12 protein-coding genes are annotated in these 16,874 nt (G+C 51.4%); 5 read left to right on the top strand and 7 right to left on the bottom strand.

What is annotated here, in order from left to right:
* Positions 1–280: 280 nt before the first annotated feature.
* A complete protein-coding gene (locus AWR27_RS09065) occupies positions 281–1,249 on the bottom strand; it encodes an acetyl-CoA carboxylase carboxyltransferase subunit alpha (protein WP_077130875.1) in 969 nt (322 codons plus the stop codon).
* A 101-nt stretch (positions 1,250–1,350) separates the two neighbouring features.
* On the bottom strand, positions 1,351–2,781 hold the full coding sequence (locus tag AWR27_RS09070; protein WP_077130876.1) for an MBL fold metallo-hydrolase RNA specificity domain-containing protein: 1,431 nt from the start codon (positions 2,779–2,781) through the stop codon (positions 1,351–1,353).
* 141 nt (positions 2,782–2,922) lie between these two features.
* Here AWR27_RS09070 and dacB point away from each other — a divergent pair, with 141 nt between their 5' ends.
* A complete protein-coding gene (dacB, locus tag AWR27_RS09075; protein WP_232326014.1) occupies positions 2,923–4,488 on the top strand; it encodes a D-alanyl-D-alanine carboxypeptidase/D-alanyl-D-alanine endopeptidase in 1,566 nt (521 codons plus the stop codon).
* Positions 4,489–4,554: 66 nt separating this feature from the next.
* On the opposite strand, the gene AWR27_RS09080 is transcribed toward dacB, so the two are convergent.
* From AWR27_RS09080 to AWR27_RS09095, 4 genes are all read right to left on the bottom strand, one after another.
* On the bottom strand, positions 4,555–5,016 hold the full coding sequence (locus AWR27_RS09080; RefSeq protein ID WP_077130878.1) for a response regulator: 462 nt from the start codon (positions 5,014–5,016) through the stop codon (positions 4,555–4,557).
* Positions 4,970–6,460 (bottom strand): sensor histidine kinase, encoded by a 1,491-nt coding sequence (locus tag AWR27_RS09085; RefSeq protein WP_232326015.1) that lies wholly within the window; start codon positions 6,458–6,460, stop codon positions 4,970–4,972. The genes AWR27_RS09080 and AWR27_RS09085 overlap by 47 nt, the downstream gene beginning before the upstream one ends.
* Positions 6,461–6,512: 52 nt before the next feature.
* Positions 6,513–7,046 carry an ATP-dependent protease subunit HslV gene (hslV, locus tag AWR27_RS09090; protein ID WP_077130879.1) on the bottom strand — a complete coding sequence of 178 codons (534 nt, stop codon included), beginning with the start codon at positions 7,044–7,046 and terminating at the stop codon, positions 6,513–6,515.
* 64 nt (positions 7,047–7,110) lie between these two features.
* Positions 7,111–7,605 (bottom strand): Lrp/AsnC ligand binding domain-containing protein, encoded by a 495-nt coding sequence (locus tag AWR27_RS09095; protein ID WP_077130880.1) that lies wholly within the window; start codon positions 7,603–7,605, stop codon positions 7,111–7,113.
* 595 nt (positions 7,606–8,200) lie between these two features.
* Here AWR27_RS09095 and lepA point away from each other — a divergent pair.
* The 4 genes from lepA to AWR27_RS09115 all read left to right on the top strand — a co-directional run bounded on the left by lepA (position 8,201) and on the right by AWR27_RS09115 (position 13,276).
* Positions 8,201–9,988, top strand: a complete 1,788-nt coding sequence (gene lepA, locus AWR27_RS09100; RefSeq protein WP_077130881.1) for a translation elongation factor 4 — start codon at positions 8,201–8,203, stop codon at positions 9,986–9,988.
* Between the two features lie 93 nt (positions 9,989–10,081).
* Entirely contained in the window at positions 10,082–11,677 is a 1,596-nt protein-coding gene (locus tag AWR27_RS09105; protein ID WP_157579181.1) for a hypothetical protein, read from the top strand.
* Between the two features lie 107 nt (positions 11,678–11,784).
* On the top strand, positions 11,785–12,507 hold the full coding sequence (locus AWR27_RS09110) for an OmpA family protein (RefSeq protein ID WP_077130883.1): 723 nt from the start codon (positions 11,785–11,787) through the stop codon (positions 12,505–12,507).
* A 13-nt stretch (positions 12,508–12,520) separates the two neighbouring features.
* Entirely contained in the window at positions 12,521–13,276 is a 756-nt protein-coding gene (locus AWR27_RS09115) for an oxygenase MpaB family protein (protein WP_077130884.1), read from the top strand.
* Between the two features lie 31 nt (positions 13,277–13,307).
* Here AWR27_RS09115 and AWR27_RS09120 read toward each other — a convergent pair whose 3' ends face one another.
* Positions 13,308–16,718: a hypothetical protein gene (locus tag AWR27_RS09120; RefSeq protein ID WP_077130885.1), complete on the bottom strand. Its 3,411-nt coding sequence runs from the start codon at positions 16,716–16,718 to the stop codon at positions 13,308–13,310.
* Positions 16,719–16,874: the final 156 nt, after the last annotated feature.

Here is a 16,874-nt window from a genome sequence, read left to right on the forward strand (position 1 = left end):
CGCTGCTGGCGGTTGCGATGTTGTACTGACGGCAAATGTCCTCAACAGACTATCCCTGACTGGTTAAGGCTAAAATTTCGACAATTTTGGCTTCACCGAATTGCTCCGCTTCGGCGGGTCGACTTTCACAATAAACTATTGATTAGCTGAAATCTATGACTTTCTACTTTCCAATGGTCACTTCATTGAGTAGGCGGACACCGTTTGGAGCACAACCTCCTGCGCTCCAAACGGTAGTATCTCGGAAAGAATGACTGAATTTGCCTGACACAGGCGGGGCTTATTCGAGGACAACGCCCATATCGCAAAACTTCTCGATGCGCTGATTGATGCGCTCTTCCGGCGTCAGGGCGTTGAGTTCGGCGAGGGTGTCGAGAATAACGGTCTTGAGTTGGTGAGCCATTGCCACGTGGTCGTTGTGTGCCCCGCCGAGGGGTTCGTCAACGATGCCATCGATGAGTCGGGCCGTTTTCATGTCTCGGGCCGTAAGTTTCAGGGCTTCGGCGGCCTGCTCTTTAAAATTCCAGCTACGCCAGAGAATTGACGAGCAGGATTCGGGCGAAATCACTGAATACCAGGTATTTTCGAGCATCATCACCCGGTCGCCGATAGCAATACCCAACGCCCCACCCGATGCGCCTTCGCCGATAATGATACAGATAACGGGCACGGTGAGCATAAACATTTCTTTCAGGTTGCGGGCAATGGCCTCGCCCTGCCCCCGCTCTTCGGCCTCCAGCCCCGGAAATGCGCCCGGCGTATCAATGAGTGTGATAATGGGTTTATTGAATTTTTCGGCTAATTTCATCAGGCGCAGGGCTTTACGATAGCCTTCAGGGTTCGCCATGCCAAAATTGCGTTGCTGCCGCTGCTTGGTATTACGCCCTTTCTGCTGTCCGATAATCATAACCGTTTGACCCGGTCCGTCATTGCGGCTAATTTCACAAAAGCCGCCTACCATCGCCAGGTCGTCGCGCACGGTTCGGTCGCCGTGGAGTTCGATGAACTGATCGCACATGAGCGAGATATAGTCGAGCGTATAAGGTCGGTCGGGGTGGCGCGAGAGTTGTACGCGTTGCCAGCGGGTAAGGTTCTGGAAAATTTCCTGCCGCAGTTTGTCGATGCTCTGCTCCAGTATATCTACGGCTCCACTAACGTCAACATTGCTGCTTTGCGCCAGTTTCTTGGTTTCTTCCAGCCGCGCTTCGAGGTCGGCAATGGGCTTTTCAAAGTCAAGGTACGTTCTCATCGGTTGTAGTGATGAGTGATGAGTGATGAGTGATGAGTGATGAATTTACTGACCCTGCGCTGGCACCAGCAAACTCATCACTCATCACTCATCACTCATCACTATAAAACAAAACTTTCTCCTTTCTTCGGTATCACAACCTGTGGGTAGCCAATTTCGGCGAGGGTATCGCGGAAGGCTTCCATGCTGCCATACTCGCCGTGTACAAGGAAAATACGTTTAAGTGTTTCGGGCGACTGCATGCCTATAAACTCAAGCAGGTCGTCGCGGTCGCCGTGGCCGCTGAACACGTCGATTTTTTCGATATTCGCCAGCACCTGATGCTCTTTCCCTTTGATTGTCAGCGTAGATTGACCATTGAGCAGCCGCCAGCCGAGGGTTCCTTCGGCGCAGTAGCCAATAATCAGAATGGTTGAATACGGATTGCTGATATTTTCGGCTACGTGGTACTCAACCCGCCCGCCCTGCACCATTCCCGACGAGGAAATAATGATGCAGGGTTCGCCATAGTTCGAGACGGCCTTGCTGGCTTTTGACGATTCCAGAAACTGGAAATTTTCAAAATCGAACAAGGATTCGTTCTCCTTGTAGAACGCTTTGGCTTCACCGCTCAGCATCTTGACGTGCTGCATGTAAATCTTGGAACTCTCGAACGCCATAGGGCTGTCGGAGAAGACTTTGATGGGCGGGAAGTCGCGTTCTGTATAAAGCCGGTTGAGTGTATAGAGCAGTGCCTGCGTGCGCCCCACGCTAAACGACGGAATAATGAGCCGACCGGGAATGTCGATGCAGGTACGCTGAATTACGTCGGCCAGTGCATCTTCAGGGGTTTGCGTATTCTCGTGCAGCCGATTGCCATAAGTGCTTTCACAGACCAAATAATCAACTGGCGGCACCGGGGCTGGATCAACCAGCAGGGGGTAGTTTTTGCGGCCAATATCGCCCGAAAAGCAAATGCTTTTACGTTCGCCGTTTTCTACTACGCTGATCAGGATATGGGCCGCGCCGAGCAGGTGCCCCGCCGGAATGAACGTTACCTCAACGCCCTCCGTAACGCGAAACTTGCGGTTGAAAGCAATCGGCACCACGCCTTCCATGGCGTCGCGAACCTGCTTGTCGAGATACAAATCTTTCTGCATCTGCGCCTGCCGCTCTCTCACGCGCTGTTTCTTGCTGGCATTCAGTTCATTGATACGCTTCTGATTGAGAGAAGCCGCATCTTTCAGCAACACGTTGGTGAGTGCGAAGGTAGGTTCGGTACACAAAATCTGACCTTCGTAACCTTCCCGATAGAGGTTAGGTAAGTTACCCGAATGGTCGACGTGGGCGTGGGTCAGCAATACTAAATTGATACTTGAAGCCTCAAACGGGAAGAAGTTCCCATGAGGAGTTGCCGGGGCAGGCTGGCCGTTTGAGGAGGATCGCTCCAAATCCGACCCGCAGTCTATCAGGATACGGTAGTCGTCGGCCACTTCCAGTAAATACATACTACCTGTCACCTGCCGGGCCGCCCCCAAAAACGATACTTTCATGCGTTAGAACGTAGATTCCGAACTCTTGATTTTGCTAAACAATACAGATTAATAGAACACAAGTTAGGTAGTCCGAATTCCGTAAGTTTGCAAAAGTAACGAATACGACCCGAATCGCCTAACCGTTATCAAATGCGCCTTATGAGCCAAATTAAATTCTGTTTATTTGTTGATATATTACTACGTCTCACTACATTTTCCAGCACTGTTCAAGGCTACGCCCTGCCTGCGGCCCCGCCCGATTCGTTAGCCACGCAGCAACTGCTACGGCAGGTCGAAGCGTTTCAGGGTGGCCCGGCGGCCCGTTTCGGCACGGTGGCCCTGTCGGTTCGGCGATTGCGCGACGGAACCGAACTCATCGGCTACAACGCCCGTCAGAGTCTGCCGTCAGCCTCTACGCTCAAACTCATCACCACGGCCACCGCATTGGCCGTACTGGGCAGCACCTACACCTATACTACTACGCTCGAATACGACGGCACCATTAAGGATAGTGTGCTGACGGGCAATATTTATGTTCGCGGCACGGGCGATCCTTCGCTCGGCACCTGGCGTTTTACTGGCTATGACGATATAGCAACGCTGATGAACCGCTGGGCCACAGCCGTGCGTCAGGCTGGTATTCGGCGGGTTCAGGGGCGGGTGGTAGGCGATGCCAGCCTGTATGGCGACATTACAACCCCCGACACCTGGCCGTTTGGCGATCTGGGTAATTACTACGGAGCCAGCCTGAGTGCGCTGAATATCAATGAAAATTTGTATCGGGTGTTTTTCCGGCCCGGCAAAACGGTGGGTAGCCCCGCCGAAGTTCTGCGCCTTGATCCGCCCCTGCCCTACCTTAGTTACCGGAATACCGTAACGACCGATGCCGCCAACACGGGCGATCAGGTAACTATCTACGGGGTTCCGTTCATGAATCAGCAATGGCTGACGGGCAAGGTGCCGATGGGCGAACCCGCCAACGAATTCAGCGTAAAAGGTTCGTTGCCCGACCCAGCTTTTTTTACGGCTTATATGTTGCAACAGGCGATGCTTCAACAGAAAATAACCGTCAGCAACGGCCCCCTTTCGGTAGGTGGCGGCTTGCCCGATGCGTTGACCGGCAACGGCAAACGGGTAGAAATTGCGCGGCAAACCTCACCCCCACTGAGTTCACTGGCGCAGCAAACCAATTTTCAGAGTATAAATCTTTACGCCGAGGCTCTGCTGCGCACGGCGGCTTTGGCCCTCGACAAATCGGTTCGGTCGACACCCGCCAGCATCGACGCGCTGACAGCCTTCTGGAAAAGCAAGGGCGTCAATCTCGATGGTTTCCGCATCCGCGATGGCAGTGGCCTCTCGACTGTAGGAGCACTCACCGCCGATAATATGACGGGGCTTCTGGCCGCCATGAGTCGCGAGAAGGCGTACTCGGCTTTTTACGAAACCATCCCGATAGTAGGGCAGAGCGGTACGGTGCGCAGTTTGGCACGGGGCACAGCCGCAGCCGGAAACATCCGTGCCAAGAGCGGGTCAATCGAGGGCGTGCGGGCCTATGCGGGTTACTTCACAGCCGCCGATGGCGAACCGATGTGTTTCTGCGTTTTAGTCAACAAATTCACCCCCGGCCAAAACCGCACCATTACCCAGGAACTGGAGAAAGTGTTTGTGGGACTTGTGGGGCTGAGTGGGAAAGAAGTAGTGGTAAGTGAGAAAAGTGGCAAGTGAAAAGTGTACAGGTAAGCTCTTGGTCTATCACTGAAACACTTTTCATTATGCATTTCTCACTTTTCACTACTCCCCCTCGTGTTCGCAAACGGTGACGACATTGAACCAATATTGGCCGATGGCTTTGGTAACTTCGCTGAGCCGCTGGAAAGTCGGCGGCTTTGTAATGAAGCTATTGGCTCCGTTGTAGTATGACGTCTCAACATCGTCTTTAGCGTCGGAGGTAGTCAGCACGACAACTGGAATATGGCGAAAGCGTTCGTTGGCTTTAATTTCGCGCAACACTTCACGCCCGTCTTTGCGGGGCATATTCAGGTCGAGCAGAATGAGTTCAGGTAACGCATGAGCCGCTCCTACATAACGCCCTTTGTAATGCAGAAAATCGAGCAGATCTTCCCCATCTTCCGCAAATGAAATCCGGCTGGCCGGATAGTGCTGATGAAAAGCCTCACGCGTCAGGTAGCGGTCATCTTCGTCGTCGTCAACCAGCAATATATGAATGGACTTCGCCGGTGATTGTTCGGTCATAATCTAAAATGGATTGGCTTTCAGGTAGTACAACCACAAAGGTTGTACCTTGTTTGGGCGTACTACGTGCGGTAATATAGCCCTGATGATAAACAACTACGCGTTTGCAGATGGCTAAACCGATGCCAGTGCCTTCATACTCGCTTTTTCCGTGCAATCGCTGGAAAACTTTGAATATATGTTCAATATACTTCTCATCAAAACCGATGCCATTGTCTTCCACTGAAATCTCGAAATAGCGTCGGCCCGGCGTTAGTCCTGCCTGCGCGTACTGACTGCCGTCGACAGCCGTTGCGCGAATCTGCAAACGGGGCTGTCCGTCAGCTTTCATAAATTTAATGGCATTTGAGATCAGGTTAGCAAACAAATGATCTATTTGGCTGGGTACAGCCTGAATCATGGGTAGCGGTTCTACCTGAACGTCGATACGCCGGGCTTTGATACGCAGTTCCTGATCGTCTAAGATGCGCTGAATTACTTCATCCAGCCGAACCGGCTTTGCGCTTTCCCGATGCGTGGATATGCGCGAAAAATTCAGCAAATCTTTTATCAGCTTCGACATTCGTTCGGCAGATCCCGAAATCTTGCTCATGAACAGTCGACTGTCGCCATCAAACAGATTGGCATACCGATCCATAATCAAATCGCTGAACGATTGAATTTTACGGAGCGGTTCCTGAAGATCGTGACTGGCAACAAAGGCAAACCGTTCAAGTTCTTCGTTCGATGCTTCGAGTTGCCGGATTTGCTCTTTCAACTGTGCTTCATAGCTTCGTAGCTGATCTTCCGTTCGTTGCCGCCGGGCCAGTTCCTGTTCGAGCAACCGATATGAAGCGGCCAATGCCAGAAACGTCAGTACCGATAACATGAAGATCAGTAGGGTGGTATTGCGGTACGAACGGTCGGCCTGCTGATAGCGTTCGCTGATTCGGATGCGCTCATACTCGGTCATTCGAGCCGTAAAAGCCCGAATGCGATCCATTCTGATTTTGCCGATTCGCAGGTATGTCGTCTGCAAAGCCGTTGTTTGCTGACTTGTCTCCAGGATTTGCCGGGCCGATATTTCCAGCTTATCGTCGATGAGCTTCGCCAGCGAATCGGCACGCTTTCGTTGAATCGGATTGTCGGAAACGAGTTGCTGCAACCGGTCAACCATAGTGGGCAGTTTGGGTAATGCCTGCCGATAAGGTTCCAGAAACAGGGTATCATTGCTAATCATATAGCCGCGCGCTCCCGTCTCAACGTCTTTCATGGCCGACAGTATGTCTTCCAACTGCCCAATTACCTGCTGCGTATGTTCAATAAGCTCACGGTCTTTCCGGTATTGGTTGTAGCTATAGAACGATAGTGCAAAGCCCATCGCGATGAGTGTCATAGCCACCAGAAACCCGAGCGCAATTCGCCGATTCATCGGGACTGGAAAACTGCGCAGCAGGTTCATCATAGCGTTGATAACAGAGGTAGGCTACAAATATAAAAAAAGCACGCGGCTTCTTTTACAACGTTTCGACCACCAGATTGTGATTTGTGTAGATACACACGTCGGCGGCAATATGCAGACTTTCACGCACCATGTCTTCGGCAGTCAGGTTGGCGGCATGTTTTTTCAGAGCTAATGCTGCCGATTGGGCATACATGCCGCCGGAGCCGATAGCTGCCACCTCGTTGTCTGGTTCGATTACATCTCCTGTGCCTGAAATAAGCAGCAGATCGTCTTTCGATGCCACAATGAGCATCGCTTCGAGCCGACGCAGATAGCGGTCGGTGCGCCAGTCTTTCGCCAGTTCAATGGCCGCCCGTTTCAGGTTGCCTCCGTAGGCATTCAGTTTTTCTTCAAAGCGTTCGATGAGCGTAAACGCATCGGCGGTTGAACCGGCAAAACCAGCCAGAATTTTACCGCCCATCAGTACGCGCACTTTTCGGACGTTACTTTTGGCAACGGTATTTCCCATCGTAGCCTGCCCGTCGGCACCGAGCGCGACCTGCCCGTTGTGCCGAATGCCGACTACGGTTGTTGCATGAATTGTCATTTATAACCAGTTATGAAGTTGTTTCTTGCAGATTCGTGATTCTACAACCAAACAGACAAACAATTTATTCCCCAAACGGAATGGGGCGGTTCACGCTTTCTTCGAGCGAGATAAAGGTTTCGGTTCGCTGAATGCCGCTAACTTTCTGAATCTTATCGTGTAAGACCTCGCGCAGGTGCTGCGTATCACGGCAAACAATTTTGGCAAAGATGCTGTAAATACCCGTTGTGTAATGAATGTTCACTACCTCTGGAATTGTTTCCAACTGCTTCGACACTTCGGCATACAATGAGCTTTTGTCCAAGTAGATGCCCAGAAACGCGCTGATGTCCCATCCGAGTTTAGTATGATCGATAACCAACTGCGACCCGCGCACGATGCCCATCTGTTTTAACTTATTCATACGCACGTGTACCGTACCGCCCGACACGAAGATGCGCTTACCAATCTCCGTGTAAGCCATATTGGCATCCTGCATCAGTAGATTCAGGATTTTCAGGTCAGTAACATCAACTTTCTTTACGTCTGCGTTATCAATTTCTAAATTTTTCTCGGTCATTTTTCCAACGTTTTACATGATTATCAACAAAAATACTGTTTTTTTAGATGAATTATAAATTTTAAGAAATACTGCTACGAAATTTGCAAATACACTTTGTTCCCTATTAACTTTGCATTGTCAAGTTGATCGAGCGGGGTCACACGCCGGTCTTCTTGATGTCTTTACGTCTCACACTGTAGGGTGTCGAAATTGGCAGACGTGCCCTCCTGTCTCGGGGGTGGTGATAAGGGATAAACGCAGCATAATGCCGCCTTCCGGGGCGACTGGGGTTGACCACCAGGATTTGTACTGTGGCTAACTGCACCGTGGGCGGTTCGAGTCCCCCTCCTACAGCATTTGGTTTTTAGTTTGTTGATGAAGTGTAATCAGACACGCCGGTCTCCCTGAGGTCGGCGTTTGTTTTTTTGATGGAACTGATTTGAAGGGGAACACGGATTGTACGGATGTCACAGATAAACACGGATTGTGTCGTTTAATTTATAAAGAAATCTGTGTCAATCCGTTGCATCCGTTTAATCCGTGTTCCATCCCCCTTCGGAGTTTTTTGCGTAGTTTTGTGGTTTAACAGACACAGACCTATCGTTTCCTACGCGTGAAACATATTCGCAATTTCTGCATCATTGCCCACATCGACCACGGCAAAAGTACACTTGCCGACCGGTTACTCGAATTTACCAACACGGTTGGTGCCCGCGATATGCAGGCCCAGCTACTCGACGATATGGACCTGGAGCGCGAACGCGGCATCACCATCAAGAGCCACGCCATCCAGATGAACTATACCTACAAAGGCGAAACCTATACGCTCAACCTCATCGATACCCCCGGCCACGTTGACTTTAGCTACGAGGTATCGCGGTCGATTGCAGCGTGTGAGGGTGCTTTGCTGCTGGTCGATGCCTCGCAGGGAACCGAAGCCCAAACGATCTCGAACCTGTATCTGGCAATGAATAACAATCTGGTTATCATTCCGGTACTCAATAAGATCGACCTGCCCGGTGCCATGCCCGAAGAAATTAAAGATGAGATGGTTGATCTGCTCGGCTGCGAACGTGACGATATTATTCCGGCCAGTGGTAAAGAAGGCATTGGCATCGAGGAAATCCTGGCCGCCATTGTTGAGCGGGTGCCCCCTCCGGTCGGCAACCCCGACGGCGAACTGCAAGCCCTGATCTTCGATTCGGTCTTCAACTCATACCGGGGTATCGAAGTTATTTTCCGGGTCAAAAATGGCCGCATTCGCAAAGGCGATAAGGTGAAATTCATGAATACCGGCAAAGAATACATTGCCGACGAAATCGGCACGCTCCGCCTGACCAAAGAACCAAAGGATGTGGTTGAATGTGGCGACGTGGGCTATCTGATTTCGGGGATTAAAGTAGCCCGTGAGGTCAAAGTAGGAGATACCATTACCGAGTTTGACCGCCCCGCCAAAGAAGCCATTCAAGGGTTTTCTGAGGTAAAACCGATGGTTTTCGCAGGCATTTACCCCGTGGAAACCAGCGAGTTCGAAGATTTGCGCGAGGCTGTAGAAAAGCTTCAGCTTAACGATGCGGCCTTAGTCTGGGAACCGGAAACATCGGCGGCTTTGGGCTTCGGATTCCGCTGCGGATTCCTCGGTATGTTGCACATGGAAATTGTGCAGGAACGGCTCGAACGCGAATTCGACATGACCGTCATTACGACCGTGCCATCGGTGCGCTTTGAGGTGATGACCACCAAAGGCGAAATTATGAGCGTGTCGGCCCCGTCGGAAATGCCCGAACCGAATTATATCGACTTCATCGAAGAGCCGTTTATCAAAGCACAGATCATCACGAAGTCGGAATACGTGGGCGGCATTATGAGCCTATGTATGGATAAACGGAGTATCCTGAAAAATCAGGTATATCTGACCGCCGAACGCGTAGAGCTTCAATTTGAAATGCCGCTGGCCGAAGTGGTGTTCGACTTTTTCGACAAGCTAAAGACCATTTCACGCGGCTATGCCTCGCTCGACTATGAGTTTATGGACAACCGCGAGTCGGACATGGTGAAGCTCGACGTAATGCTCAACGGCGATAAAATCGATGCGCTGTCGGCCATTGTTCACCGCTCGAAATCGTATGAGTGGGGCAAAAAACTCTGCGAAAAGCTGCGCGAATTATTACCCCGTCAGCAGTTCGAGATTGCTATTCAGGCGGCTATCGGCCAGAAAATCATTGCCCGCGAAACGGTGAAAGCACTCCGTAAAGACGTACTGGCAAAGTGTTACGGGGGCGATATTTCGCGGAAGCGTAAACTGCTCGAAAAGCAGAAAAAAGGCAAGAAACGAATGCGACAGGTCGGCAACGTCGAAATTCCGCAGGAAGCGTTTATGGCGGTGCTGAAAATCAACTAAGTACAAAAAAGAGTCAGTTCACACGAGCTGACTCTTTTTTGTGTAATTGGGTTAGGCATTTTTTTATATTTGCCAACGTCCTTCGTTGGCTATATGATTCGTCTTCTATCCTCCTCTACATCATTTCCTGTTCGTTTTTCAGTAGTCTTTGTACTACTCTGTTACGCGCTCCTGCTCTTGTTCGGAGCCTGGCACCACGAACCCTGGCGCGACGAAACCCATTCGTGGCTGATTGCGCAGCATAGTTCATCCATTGCTGATTTATTCTGGAATAAGCGATATGAAGGGCATCCCGGCGGCTGGTACGTGTTGCTGTATGGGCTGAAAAGCCTGAGCCAATCGTGGGTGGCCGTTCAGGTCATGCATGGTTTGCTGGCAATGGGCAGTGCTTATTTGCTCATTACCCGGTCGTCGTTTCCGTGGGTTGTTCGGGTACTGTTGCTATTTGGATATTTTTTTGTCTACGAATACGCCGTTATAGCCCGTAATTATGCGGTAGGTGTGCTGCTGCTTTTCGGGCTGTGTGCGCTGTTTCCGCGCCGGTACGAGCGGGGTGTTCACATTGGCTGGTGCCTGCTGCTGGCACTGCTCTGGCAAACCAACCTGTTTGCGCTGCTGCTGGGATTGGGAATGTACGGTCTGTTCTGGCTCGAACTGCTCATCTACCGGCAAGACGTCTGGAAAACCAACTGGCCCTATTATGTCGGCGGGGCAATACTGGCGGGCGGCAGCCTGTTGCTCACGTACATTGACCTGCTTCCGCCCGACGATCTTAGTTTCCCGATGGTCGTTCATGGCGACCGCTCACTGTTCAACGCCCTGGCAACTCTTTATTCGCTGAAGCAGGCTTTGCTACCCCTCCCCGACAGTTTTCATCATTTCTGGAATGGCGACCTGCTCGACATAATCGGCAACAAGACCAACAAAACTATACAGGGAGCTATTGGGCTGAGCCTGCTGGCCGCAATGGGCTACGCCATTATACTCCCTCTGTTTCGGAGTCGGCTGGCCCTGCTGGGCTGGGTGCTGATTTGTCTGGCAATCCAGATTGTCCTGTTTTCGCAGTATAGAGGATCGTTGCGGCATCACGGACACCAGTTTCTGGCACTGATTATTTGCTTGTGGATACAGCCTTATCTGGCTGACCTGCGGCCAAAGCCCCTTGTGCTCAAGCGAAACGAAACGCTGGCGTACCGGCTCGTGCCAGTGGTGCTGGGCGTTCATATACTAACCACCGTGGTGGCGTTGCTGGCCGACTGGCAGTACCCGTTTTCGATGGCCCGCGCCACGGCTCAGTACATCCGTCAGTCGCCCCAGCGCGATTGGTTCCGGGCTGGGCATACCTATTATGCCGTTGAGAACGTGGCCGCTCACCTACCCGATTTCCGAATGTATTATCCTACTGCGAAACAACACAACGGCTTCATTATGTGGCGGGTGAACAACGGATTGCCATCGCTTACGATTGCTACGAACATGACCAAAGAGGTGGGTCGGAAACCCGCGCTGCTGGTGTTTAGCGGGTACTTGAGCAACGATTCGGCCCGGTATCTGGGTCTCAAACCAATTATCTCGTTTAAAGGGAGCATCGTGACCGACGAGCAGTTCTGGCTATTCGCCTACCCAGCCGATAGCCTGCCTCCTCGCCTTCCAGCCAGACCAATACGGGCAAGTGTTGCCCAACAGTAGTGGGCATTTAAAGAAGAACTGCCTGCGCCAGAAAGGCAGACAAACTAATTCAGACTTGGCACTTTGTTTGCATATCGTTCGTATCAGAACTTTTTGATACGAACGACATGCGCTTTGTTTTTCTGATCTTACTGATTAGCAGCACGTTGCCCCTTCATGCTCAGGTAACGAAGACCTCAAAGCCGGTAACGGTGTTTGTGATAAACGCCGTCGATGCTAAAACCAGCACCGATCTACCCGCATCATTCACCATCAGCGCGCTGAGTGCCAAACAGAAATGGGTGGGGCAAAGTCAGCCCGGCAGGCCGTTTTCGTTTACGCTGACCCGCACCGATACGCTCAACGTAATCGCCAACGCCAAAGGCTATTACGAAGCCGAAGAGATCATGGTGGTTTCGTGCGATACCTGCCCCGACTATGGCTACGCCATCCGGCTCGATAAAGAAGACCCTAAAGCCGACAGCATTTTTCGCAATCTGGAAGTCAACAAAGTCTTTCGACTTGATAAAGTATATTTCGATCAGAGCAGTTACGTACTCCGTCCCGAATCGTACCCGCAGTTGGATAAATTAGCGAAAACGCTCCGGCAAATGCCCAATGTAGTCATTGAAATTGCCGGACATACCGACAACGTGGGCGACCGACGGCTGAATCAGGCGCTGTCGGAAAATCGGGCTAAGGTCATTCGTAGCTACCTCACCCGCCACGCCATTACCGAGACCCGGCTCCGCGCCAATGGCTACGGCGACAGTCGGCCAGCCGCCCCCAATGATTCGGAAGAAAACAAACGAAAGAACCGACGCGTTGAATTCGTTGTCTTAGCAATGTAGCAACTGACAACGAATGACCTATTTTGTTCAACCCGGCTCGATTGTTCGGCAGATTTGGGGTGACGCCGACGTGATTTTGCTGGTCTTCGCCGGATCGTCGGCTGAGTTCGCGCTTAACAGGGCCGTTGACTGGCTTTTTTTCACGGGTAAACTCCCCGCCGACCCGATTGCACGGCTATTTTCGACGGTTCGGTATGCACAGGAAATCGTGTTTGCCCCCGACGACCGCGCCCGACAGGCCATTGCCCGAATGGCAACCATTCACGCAGGGGTTGAACAGAAACGAGGGTATCAAATTCCCGACTGGGCCTACCGCGACGTGCTGTACATGCTCATCGATTATTCTGAGCGGGCCTTTCAAACGCTGCACCGACCGCTAACCCTATCCGAAAAAGATGAATTGTTCAGCACCTTCCGGGCTGTGGGCGCGGGCATGGGCGTCCCCGATTTGCCCGGTTCCTACGCCGATTGGCAAACCGACCGGCAAACCCACCTGAACCGCGACCTGGCTCGCAGCGAATTTACCGACCGGCTGTTTCAACGTTACCGCGACCAGTTGGGCAACTGGCGATACGATCTGCTCCGGCAGGCGCAGGCACTACTTGTACCACAACAGGTTGGTCAGCTATTGAACTTACCACCGAAGCCGTTACTTTCGCATACCATCGGCCTGTACAAACTGCTGAATGTACTCCGGCTGCGGTCGGTGGTGCAGCGGGCACTGCTACCGACCGAGTATCTGGCGCAGATTCGGGCGTTGGATCGGTAGGCACGATCCATCAAGCCTGTACAACTATAATTCAATTGTTTTCTTCTTCCCGACGATACACGCCAAGTGCCTGAATCAATTGAGCCAAATCGGCATTATTGCGGCTGCGGGACATGTCTGCCATGTAGGCGTTGGGATTCAGGTTCCACTCCGGCGTGTTTACGCGCGGAACGCTTCCATTTGTAGACCGCAATAAATTCAGTAATTCATCTAACGGGAAATCATAACCTAACTGTCCCCGGAAAGCTAACCTGAAAACACGTTGCAATTGGGTAAACTGCTGCATATCGCCCAGCACCGGGCTATATTTCTGATTCTGGGCTACTCCGCGCATAACGGCATCATTCACAGCATTCCTGTTAGCAAGTGTGGGAAATTGCCAGGGGTTGTTATCCGTTGGCTCTTCGTCGGTCTCAGCCGTTAGGCCGTTTGGATTGGTTACCGACGTAAAAGCAACCTGCACCATGAAATCGAGCGGGTAATACGGATTTAAGCGCTTATTTTGTAGAAAACTCAGTTCTTTATCAACGCTATATTTCTGTTCGCGAACACCCGACCAAACTTCAAACTCGCTTCCAAACGGGTCACGCTCCTGCCCATTCTCCGCTTCTGCACTAAAGCTGGCAATCACAGCCTGTTTGAATACTTGAAACGTAGTAGTATTTCGCATAGCCTGCTGGATGCCATCCAGCAAATCCAGATCAAAGTAGGCGGCTTTTTCCCGGAACGGATACTGGTCCGGCTGGTCGGCGGGCATAACCGAACGTAGTTCAGGCCAGGCACCTTCCAGTGCTGTCCAGCGAGCCTGTTGAGCCTGGCGAAGCTGATCGATGTATTTTTGCTTATCAACGTCCTGGCTCACTGCCGGGAAGGCGGCTAACGTTCGCTCCAGATAAGCCGTCCGGTACAGTTCGCCCCATACCTGAACACGCTCACGTGCCCGCTCGATTTCAGGACTTTGGAACGTATCCACCAATCGGTCTAAGTCCATAGCCGTCAGCCCTAACTGACTATTTACCAGCGACGGGTGTAGCAGCACTTTCAGTTGAGCCACCGGCGGCACCGTAACCATAGTAACAGTTGTAAGCCGGCCATCGGCGGCATAAGCTAATGCCTGCTGCACAATCGCTTTGGGGTATGTGCCTACCCGCACAACCGAACTATCACGATTTCGGAGGTAAATCGTAAGGTTGCCTCCGGTTTCGTGCCAGGATAGATTGACAAAATCGGCACCCGTTTCTTTAGCGGTTGCGTGGCTGTTATCGGGTTCTTTTCCAATCAGTACGCCCCCAATCCGGCTGAAACCGCGTAGCCGAATATAGCTGCGGGAACGCACAAACGAGGCTCTGGACCTGCTCATACTACGACCTCCTCCTCCACCCCCGCCAGTACCGATTCCACCACCTCCACCCCCGCCCGCAGGTATATACTCATCTGCCGATGCTATAAGTAGTTGCTCCGGGGTATCAGTTCCCGATAACAGCGACGCACGCAGTTTGCCCGCCGACGTCCGTGAATCGGAGCCAATCTGACCGGGAAAAAAATCTTCGTATGAGTTCAGAGCCGCCGTAGTCCGCTCGTTTAGCGTACCGCCACCAAGATTTTTCAATGCTTCTTCGGCGGCTGTTGCATTAACAGGTCTGGCGTTCGGCTTCAGGCTGGGCGGATGATGATCAGCAATAGCGTCGGCAAGGCCCGCCGGTAGTTTTGGCACACTTGATCGCATGGTAGCAGCTCGGTGGTTTCCACCAAACGTTTCTGATGGCGTCAGGTCATTGAACCGCCGAACAATATCTTCGTATGCTTCTCCCTTCGCCATCATATCCATGAATTCATACGTCAGCTTATCGTTCGCTTTTTTAATCAGTTCTCCCTGCGCTTCGCCAACCAGATCATTGATGATTTTGTCGATAGTTTCATTTTGAACCAGTTTGAAGTCAGGTTCGATAATTTTCCCAATAGCCTCGGTAAAGAGACGGCCCCGCAGATCATGAAGCGGAATTGTTTCATGGAATGACGCCTTATAAGCGGCAAAATTTTTCTTCGCCTGCGTCCATAAAATATCCGATTGCGTGGCAAAATCCCGGCGCATTCGGGCTTTAAAGGCTTCGCCCGTTGCCGTTTTCGGCTTCCGGCGAATCGTTTCGCCAACTGGCCTGACTGGCTCTGCGGTGGTTTGCCGCCTACTTGTCTCGAACGCACGTTCTAACGAAGCCGATGCCGACTCAAGGCGTGTATAGGTCTGAACGGCCCGCCATGCTGTCCGTTCTTCGGGTATGGTAATATCGTAGTATGAGCTGTCGGCTATATCGGGCTGAGTGCCGAAGTCAGGGTTATTGCTGCGGTTGGCCGCCAGTTTGACGAAGGCGTCCAAAATTTGCTGACGCACTACCAGCGACCGTACTCGAAACGTAGCGGCTTCGTCGGCAGGCGATTTTTCAAAAAGACTATTGGCAAACAGCAACTCGTAGTCGGAGGCCATTTCGTCTAATACAATCTCGTCTTCTTTCGTAACCGTGCGGGGTGCTGCCGACCGGCTTACTGTTTCTTCGAACGAACTGCGGGCTTCTTCTAATTTTTTGGTCAGATACGTTTCGCCCAACTGATCGGCCATAAGCCGACTGCCCTGTAAGGTTTGTATGGTAATTAACGACACCAGCGTACAGGCCAATGTTACCTTCGAGAGTGTACCGGTAAGAGAGGTAACGGTATCTACAAACCCTCTGCTCACCAGGAAAGAGAACACATCGTCTTTGAGCGATGACTGCCTATCGGGTGTAACAGTATCGAGTTGTACCCGCCGAAAAATATCGAACTGATACCATGCCTGGCTGTATATACCAACCAATTCTTCACCATCTTTGAGTTTTTGAGCCAATTCGGGCGACGGATTCTGTTTATATTCCTCGCGCAGATAGTTCAAATAGTCGGAATATTGCTGTAGCCGCTCCTGAATTGCCTGCATGTCTGACGTAGGCGGCAATTCGGTGTACGGTATAGTCCCCTGATGAAATCCTTCGGCGAGAGCGGCTGCTTTCTGGTCAAATTGTTTACTGTATTGTATTTTGTAGTTGCGATATAAAGCCGCACAAAACGCGACAAATAAAACGCTGAAACCCAGAAAACTGTAATAGGGTTTATCGGTGATGAAACTTAGTGCCTTGTTTACACTATCGAACAGATGAAGCATATTTCCAACAAATCCCACCGACCCGGCTCCGGCCAGCAACCGGGCCGTTACAAACAGAATCCCCAATGCTGCGTAAAGGATAGCGGCCAACAAAACAAACGAGTTGATGGTATGCACTGATGACACCGCTACCTGTTTCAGAATTTGCTTCGACGCCGAAACAGACTGCATGCGTTCCAGTGTCGGAAGTAACAGGTATTTTACGGCTGCGTAAATACCCAGGCAGATGAATGGGAGCAGGTAAAAAGACATAATTCTGGCGAATTAATAGTGAAGAATCGTCCGTGTACCATCAGCACATAGGCAAAACCCAGCCGTAACGGTAACTTAGTCAAAATACGACATCACTTTACTGATAGTCAACGGGTTATTTCACGTATCTTCATAGGTATTTCTCCCTTTTATTTA

The sequence above is a fragment of the Spirosoma montaniterrae genome (assembly GCF_001988955.1).
GTDB classification, from domain to species: Bacteria; Bacteroidota; Bacteroidia; order Cytophagales; family Spirosomataceae; genus Spirosoma; species Spirosoma montaniterrae.

What these genes read in the sequence shown, in the direction of transcription:
- AWR27_RS09065 (WP_077130875.1), bottom strand. Translation starts at nt 1,249, where the DNA reads ATGAGAACGTACCTTGACTTTGAAAAGCCCATTGCCGACCTCGAAGCG.
- AWR27_RS09070 (WP_077130876.1), bottom strand. Translation starts at nt 2,781, where the DNA reads ATGAAAGTATCGTTTTTGGGGGCGGCCCGGCAGGTGACAGGTAGTATG.
- dacB (WP_232326014.1), top strand. Translation starts at nt 2,923, where the DNA reads ATGAGCCAAATTAAATTCTGTTTATTTGTTGATATATTACTACGTCTC.
- AWR27_RS09080 (WP_077130878.1), bottom strand. Translation starts at nt 5,016, where the DNA reads ATGACCGAACAATCACCGGCGAAGTCCATTCATATATTGCTGGTTGAC.
- AWR27_RS09085 (WP_232326015.1), bottom strand. Translation starts at nt 6,460, where the DNA reads ATGATGAACCTGCTGCGCAGTTTTCCAGTCCCGATGAATCGGCGAATT.
- hslV (WP_077130879.1), bottom strand. Translation starts at nt 7,046, where the DNA reads ATGACAATTCATGCAACAACCGTAGTCGGCATTCGGCACAACGGGCAG.
- AWR27_RS09095 (WP_077130880.1), bottom strand. Translation starts at nt 7,605, where the DNA reads ATGACCGAGAAAAATTTAGAAATTGATAACGCAGACGTAAAGAAAGTT.
- AWR27_RS09105 (WP_157579181.1), top strand. Translation starts at nt 10,082, where the DNA reads ATGATTCGTCTTCTATCCTCCTCTACATCATTTCCTGTTCGTTTTTCA.
- AWR27_RS09110 (WP_077130883.1), top strand. Translation starts at nt 11,785, where the DNA reads ATGCGCTTTGTTTTTCTGATCTTACTGATTAGCAGCACGTTGCCCCTT.
- AWR27_RS09115 (WP_077130884.1), top strand. Translation starts at nt 12,521, where the DNA reads ATGACCTATTTTGTTCAACCCGGCTCGATTGTTCGGCAGATTTGGGGT.
- AWR27_RS09120 (WP_077130885.1), bottom strand. Translation starts at nt 16,718, where the DNA reads ATGTCTTTTTACCTGCTCCCATTCATCTGCCTGGGTATTTACGCAGCC.